Origin of the sequence: Ornithinimicrobium sp., assembly GCF_051004135.1 — a bacterium.
Classification (GTDB): domain Bacteria; phylum Actinomycetota; class Actinomycetes; order Actinomycetales; family Dermatophilaceae; genus Ornithinicoccus.
Map to the genome: position 1 here is coordinate 1 of NZ_JBPCKQ010000129.1, position 5,291 is coordinate 5,291.

General features: G+C 66.8%; 7 protein-coding genes and 2 pseudogenes. 5 read left to right on the forward strand and 4 right to left on the reverse strand.

What is annotated here, in order from left to right; translation table 11 throughout:
* Positions 1-269: 269 nt before the first annotated feature.
* A complete protein-coding gene (locus tag ACR2FV_RS08385) occupies positions 270-1,106 on the forward strand; it encodes an HNH endonuclease (protein ID WP_434015237.1) in 837 nt (278 codons plus the stop codon).
* A gap of 75 nt (positions 1,107-1,181) precedes the next feature.
* Here ACR2FV_RS08385 and ACR2FV_RS08390 read toward each other — a convergent pair whose 3' ends face one another.
* Positions 1,182-1,445, reverse strand: a complete 264-nt coding sequence (locus ACR2FV_RS08390; protein WP_434015242.1) for a VOC family protein — start codon at positions 1,443-1,445, stop codon at positions 1,182-1,184.
* Positions 1,425-1,700 (reverse strand): annotated as a pseudogene (locus ACR2FV_RS08395) (transposase); the annotation flags it as partial. The pseudogene ACR2FV_RS08395 and the gene ACR2FV_RS08390, both read right to left, overlap by 21 nt.
* Before the next feature lie 25 nt (positions 1,701-1,725).
* Here ACR2FV_RS08395 and ACR2FV_RS08400 point away from each other — a divergent pair.
* A complete protein-coding gene (locus tag ACR2FV_RS08400) occupies positions 1,726-2,049 on the forward strand; it encodes a DMT family transporter (protein ID WP_434015238.1) in 324 nt (107 codons plus the stop codon).
* A gap of 1 nt (position 2,050) precedes the next feature.
* Positions 2,051-2,632, forward strand: coding sequence for a TetR/AcrR family transcriptional regulator (locus tag ACR2FV_RS08405; RefSeq protein ID WP_434015239.1), 582 nt, complete (start codon positions 2,051-2,053; stop codon positions 2,630-2,632).
* A 255-nt stretch (positions 2,633-2,887) separates the two neighbouring features.
* Here the strand turns inward: ACR2FV_RS08405 and ACR2FV_RS08410 are convergent, their stop codons facing one another.
* Complete coding sequence (locus tag ACR2FV_RS08410) at positions 2,888-3,367, reverse strand: hypothetical protein (protein WP_434015240.1); 480 nt, start codon at positions 3,365-3,367, stop codon at positions 2,888-2,890.
* Here ACR2FV_RS08410 and istB point away from each other — a divergent pair.
* Positions 3,354-4,160 (forward strand): IS21-like element helper ATPase IstB, encoded by an 807-nt coding sequence (gene istB, locus ACR2FV_RS08415; protein ID WP_434015243.1) that lies wholly within the window; start codon positions 3,354-3,356, stop codon positions 4,158-4,160. The two genes, ACR2FV_RS08410 and istB, sit on opposite strands and share 14 nt — an antisense overlap.
* A 207-nt stretch (positions 4,161-4,367) precedes the next feature.
* Here the strand turns inward: istB and ACR2FV_RS08420 are convergent, their stop codons facing one another.
* Entirely contained in the window at positions 4,368-4,730 is a 363-nt protein-coding gene (locus tag ACR2FV_RS08420; RefSeq protein WP_434015241.1) for an iron chaperone, read from the reverse strand.
* A gap of 270 nt (positions 4,731-5,000) precedes the next feature.
* Between ACR2FV_RS08420 and ACR2FV_RS08425 the strand changes: the two are divergent.
* Positions 5,001-5,291: pseudogene (locus ACR2FV_RS08425) on the forward strand (IS1634 family transposase); the annotation flags it as partial.

Consider the following 5,291-nt stretch of genomic DNA (forward strand, 5'->3'; position numbering starts at 1 on the left):
CGTCGTGCGGCCATGTCGATCTTGCCTTCCATACCAGGCAAGCCTGCCCCGACCGGGAGCGTTTCGCGCTCAAAGTACGTGAGGCACCAACCAGCACCACGCGCTCAAAGTATGCGAGGCACGTCGCTGCATAGTCACCCAGGCCCCAACAGGGCAAACTGATGTGGTGCGCGCGTATGTCGGGGTCACGGACTGGGACTGGTACCAGTTCCTCCACGAGCGCGGCTCAACCGAGGTCAACTTTTGGCAGCCGAGCGGCGGCCGGAGGTTTGGCGCGATTCCTCAAGCCGCACCCCTTCTTCTTCAAAACCCACTACTCGCACGGAAATCGAATCGTCGGAGCGGGCTTCCTGTCCGGCTGGGCCTCTCTGCCGATGTCGCGGGCCTGGGAGTTCTTCGGCGAAAGCAACGGCTGCCCAACCGAGGTCGAGATGCGTTCCCGGATCCGCAAATATCGCGGTCGAGTGGCTGATGGAGACCACGACCCGGAGATCGGGTGCATCATGCTTCGCGACGTGCGGTTCTTCGATGCACACGAGGCCATGGACGCCCCTCCCGGATGGGCTGGCAACATCGTCCAAGGGCGTGGCTACGACCTCGACTCGGCCGAAGGGAGCTATCTCGAGCAGGTGTTCGCGGCGCTACTTCGTCGAGAAGGGGCGGACACCGACATCGCGGGAGCGGTTCCCGGTGAGGTGTTCGGCGCGCCACGATTGACTCCCGTGCGCGTTGGGCAGGGAGCATTCAAAGCGCTGGTTCAAGAAGCGTACGGACGCCGATGCGCGATGACCGGCGACAAGATCGTCCCCGTACTACAGGCCGCCCACATCCGGCCCGTCACCGCCGACGGTGAGAACCGAGTCGACAACGGCATGCTCCTTCGCTCAGACGTTCACACCCTCTTCGACCGTGGCTACCTCGGAGTGCATCCGGGGAAGCGAACTCTGATGGTCAGTCCCCGCCTTCGCGCAGATTGGGGCAACGGGGAGGAGTTCTACCGACGCGCCGACTCGGGTAACCGCATCTCCATGCCGACGCGCCCGGTCGACCGACCGAACCGCGACTTCCTGACCTGGCACGCTGACTCGGTCTTTCTCGCCTCGTAGGCATCGATCTCTCCGTTCGACGTCGTGCGACTGACGCGGAAGGACGCACATGGCTGATCATGCAGATCAGACAGGTCACGGCACCGTAGACGATTTCTCCCACCTGAGGTCAACCCTTCTGCACGCCTCTTGTCCGACAAGATTGAGGCAGAACTCGTTGCCGTCGGGATCAGCCAGCTCAACTCTGCCCTCTGTGGCGCCGCCCAGCGGGGTCGCCCATAGCGCAACCAGTCGGTCAACCTCGGTGGCCAGGTCACCGTCGGTGAGGGCGAGGTCGAACCGCTGCCGGTTCCTCCGTGCTCTTGGCGCCCCCGGCGGGCCGCCCCCGTACAGGCTGATGACCTGCTCATCCAGCCCACCAACCGATCGGGCACCCTTGGGCACCAGGACCGGGCTGAACGTGCCAGCCCGGTCCCGAGGGCCGTCCAGAGCGATGTCGCCGACCTCAGAGCGCAACGTCTTGGGGGTGGTGCCGTTGCGGGAGTTCCCGCTGCCGTGACCGGACCGGTCACCCCGGTGATACCCCAGGTGATCGGACAGCTCGACGTCCAACCCGCGCTCCAACGCTACATATGCCACATTAGGTGGTACACCCGTACCAACTTGAGAGGGGCTCGCCATGGCCTGGGCGCTCGTGATCCTTGCCGGCTTGTTTGAGACCGGCTTCGCACTGTCGCTAAAGGCGAGCAACGGCTTCACTCGCCTCGTCCCGAGCGTCCTGTTCGTCGTCTTCGCCGCGGCAAGCTTCAGCCTGCTGGCCACGGGCCTGCGCAGCCTGCCGGTTGGACCCGCCTACGCCGTCTGGACCGGCATCGGCGCCGTCGGCACCGCGGTCGCCGGGATGGTGTTCCTGGACGAGTCGACGGAGGTGCTCAAGCTGATCTCGATCGTGCTGATCGTGGCAGGCGTCGTGGGCCTTCAGTTGACCAGCACTGCACACTGACATGGCCGCAGACAGCGTCGTCCGCTACGCCCGCGGGGCTCATCGGCGAAGCGTCCTGATCGAGGCAGCAGGCGACCTGCTCCTCGAGCAGGGGCGAGCCGCGCTGAGCCACCGGGCGGTCGCCGCCCGAGCGGGCTTGCCACTTGCGTCGACCACCTACTACTTCGCGTCGGCCGACGACCTGCGTGACGAGGCGCTGCAGCACGTCGCCGAGGCGTGGGTGGCGAGGGCAGGCGCGGTGGTCGATGCGCTGCCGGCCCAGCTTGACGCTGCGCAAGCGGCCCAGGCTGTCGTCAGCGTCATCGGAGCAGACGCCCCCCGGCAGCAGATACTGCTGATGTACGAGCGCTACCTCGAAGCCGGCAGGCACCAGCGGCTGCGCCCGGTCGTCGCCGCCTGGAACGCCGCCCTCAAGGAGGTCGTGCGACAGGTGCTGATCCGTGCCGACCTGCCTGCCGAGGAGGACAACGCGCGCCTGGTCCTCGCGGTCGCTGACGGCGTCGCGGTCACGGCGCTGGCCGAGGGAACCCCTGCGGATGTCGCGGTGGGCGCGGCGCTCGTCGTGATGTTCTCGCTGCTCTGAATCTCAGCCGGCCCACATGGCCCGGCTGCTGAGCGCGATCGCGACCACGCTGACGCGTCAGCCGGCGAACCCGGCTGTGAGCCAGCGCCGCGCCGAAACCAGAAGAGTTTCCATAGCAGCCTCTTGGGGTGCGTTCGGTCGCTGTGCACTGCAGTCGGCGCCCTGTGATGCGCACCGCGCTGCATGCATGCGCCGAAGCGCTGGGAGGCGGGCTAGAAGGCTCGGTTCGGCGGAGCCGAAATTCTGGGTCAAGTTTCAGGCTGCGAGTCCAGATGTCTTGCTGAGTCTGTCGAGGGCCTTCTGGTAGTTGCGGCTGGCGGCTTGCAGTGGTCCGGGTTGAGGGTCGGTGATCTCGGCGAGCCCGGTTCGCAGGAGCCGGTCGTGGGCTCGGGTGAGGAACAGCGCGTGGTGGAGCCCGGTGTCGGTGACGTGGTAGCGGTGACTATGGGGTATCCGAGTGATCAGGCCGTGCAGGCGCAGTCGGCGCAGGTCGTAGGTCAACTGTCCGGAGGACATGGTGCTGGCGAGAAGTTGGCCGACCAGGCCGCGTAGGTCGCGGTTGGTGAATCCGTTGGGCAGGAGCCGAAAGATCAGCAGTGCCTGCAGCAGTACTTGGGCACGGGGATCGGCGAACTTAAGGCCGGCCACACGGGTGCCGTTGTCGGTGGTCACCGCGTCGTTGACAGCGGTGAAGGTCTGACGACCTCGGGCTGGGTCGTGACTGAGTCGTTCCACGCGCCCACCGGCCGGTCCGATCGACCCGATCGGCACCGACCTGGCCAAGACCCTGCGCACCCTGAAGCTGTCCGGGCTCAAGGACACCCTGCCCGAACGGTTGGCCCTGGCCCGGCAGCAGAAGATGGGTCACGCCGCGTTCCTGAAGCTGCTGCTGGCCGATGAGGTCACCCGCCGGGAGTCCCGCTCAGCGGCGCTGCGGGGCGCCAAGGCCGGCCTGGACCCCGCGATGCGGATGGAGAGCTGGGCCGAGCCCGCCGACCTGTCCTACGACCGGCAACTGTGGTCCGACCTGACCACGCTAACCTTCGCCGAAGCCGGCACCGGGCTGCTCATCCTGGGGCCCGTGGGAGTCGGCAAGACCCACCTGGCCACCGCGCTGGGACACATCGCCATCCGGCGTCGGATGAGCGTCGCCTTCGCCCGCGCCGACAAACTGTTCACCCGGCTACGCGCCGCCCGGCTGGACAACACCCTCGAAGCCGAGATCCGCCGACTGACCGCCCTGGACCTCCTGATCATCGACGACTTCGCGCTCCGACCCCTGGACGCGACCCAAACCAACGACTTCTACGAACTCGTCGTCGAACGCCACCGACGGGCCAGCACCATCTGGGTATCGAACCGGGAACCCTCCGAATGGTTGACCATGACCACCGACGCCCTCCTCGCCCAATCCGCCGTCGACCGCCTCACCTCAGGGGCACACACTCTCATCGTCGAAGGCCCCTCCTACCGCCAACGCGGCCGTGTCGCCCTTGACGCCAGCAAGGAGACCAGCCATGCTCACTGACACCCCCAGGTGGTCCCAAGCTCGTGGCAACGAGGTGGTCCCATCACGCTGGCAAGCGACAGGTGCGAGCGGCCCTCGCCTCGGCGAGGAGCCGGACCGTTTTCGGGCCGACACCGCGCGGGCCGAGCAGGATGGCCAGAGGTCATCGCGTGCGTCACGCACCGTGAGCGCCTGGACGCCGATAGTGCATGACTGCGCGGGCGCGGGTCAGGGAGTCCGGCCATCCAGGCGCAACGCCACGATCTCGGAGAGCAGCAGGTCGAGGGTGGCGTGGGCGAAGGGTTCCTTGATTGGCAGCCTGACTGTGTCCTGGCCATGCCGGAGAGAAGCCACCTGTGTCTCGACTTCGGAGCGGAACCGCGGCACGGGATAGAGACCGATGTGTGACTTCCAGGCCGCCACGTGCACCAGGTAGGTACCGCCTGCAGCGAAGCACGGTATCTGGTAGCGGATCGACTCCTCGACCCCGGGCACCTCCCGCCGCAGGATGGTCCGGGCCGCTTGCAGGACGTCACGTGCCGGCGGGGGTAGGGCTGCCACATAATCTTCGACCGTCGCCGGTGTCGCCATGGTGGACCTGCTGGATGCTCCATCAGATTCAACCAAAGGGTCGATAGGAGCGGAAGAGCGCGCTCGTCTCACCGGACTTCCGCAGTTCGTAGGCACATTCGGGGGGTGCTGATGGCCTCTGTGCTGGTCAGCGCTGCTCGGGGTATGCGGTGGCGTTGATCGTGTAGGCACACGAGTTGGGCGTGTCGCTGGACGTGGCCTGCAACAGCGTGGTTTTGTGTAGGTATGTACTTGCGGGAGACACGGCGGAAGAACCGGGACGGCTCGACCGTGTCCTACCTGCAACTGGCGCACAACGAACGCCACCCGGACACCGGCGCCTCGACCGCGAAGGTGATCCACTCCTTCGGCCGGGCGCAGGATGTGGACCGGGAGGCGTTGACCCGGTTGGTGTCCTCGATCGGTCGGTTCCTGACCCCGGAGCAGGCGATCACCGCGACGGCCACTGGTGAAGTGGAGGTGCTGGACTCGCGCCGGTTGGGTGGGGCGTGGACGTTGGACCAGCTGTGGCAACGCCTGGGCATCGGGGCGGCGATCACCAAGGCGGCGGCCGGGCGTCGG

What these genes read in the sequence shown, in the direction of transcription:
- ACR2FV_RS08405 (WP_434015239.1), top strand. Translation starts at nt 2,051, where the DNA reads ATGGCCGCAGACAGCGTCGTCCGCTACGCCCGCGGGGCTCATCGGCGA.
- ACR2FV_RS08420 (WP_434015241.1), bottom strand. Translation starts at nt 4,730, where the DNA reads ATGGCGACACCGGCGACGGTCGAAGATTATGTGGCAGCCCTACCCCCG.
- ACR2FV_RS08400 (WP_434015238.1), top strand. Translation starts at nt 1,726, where the DNA reads ATGGCCTGGGCGCTCGTGATCCTTGCCGGCTTGTTTGAGACCGGCTTC.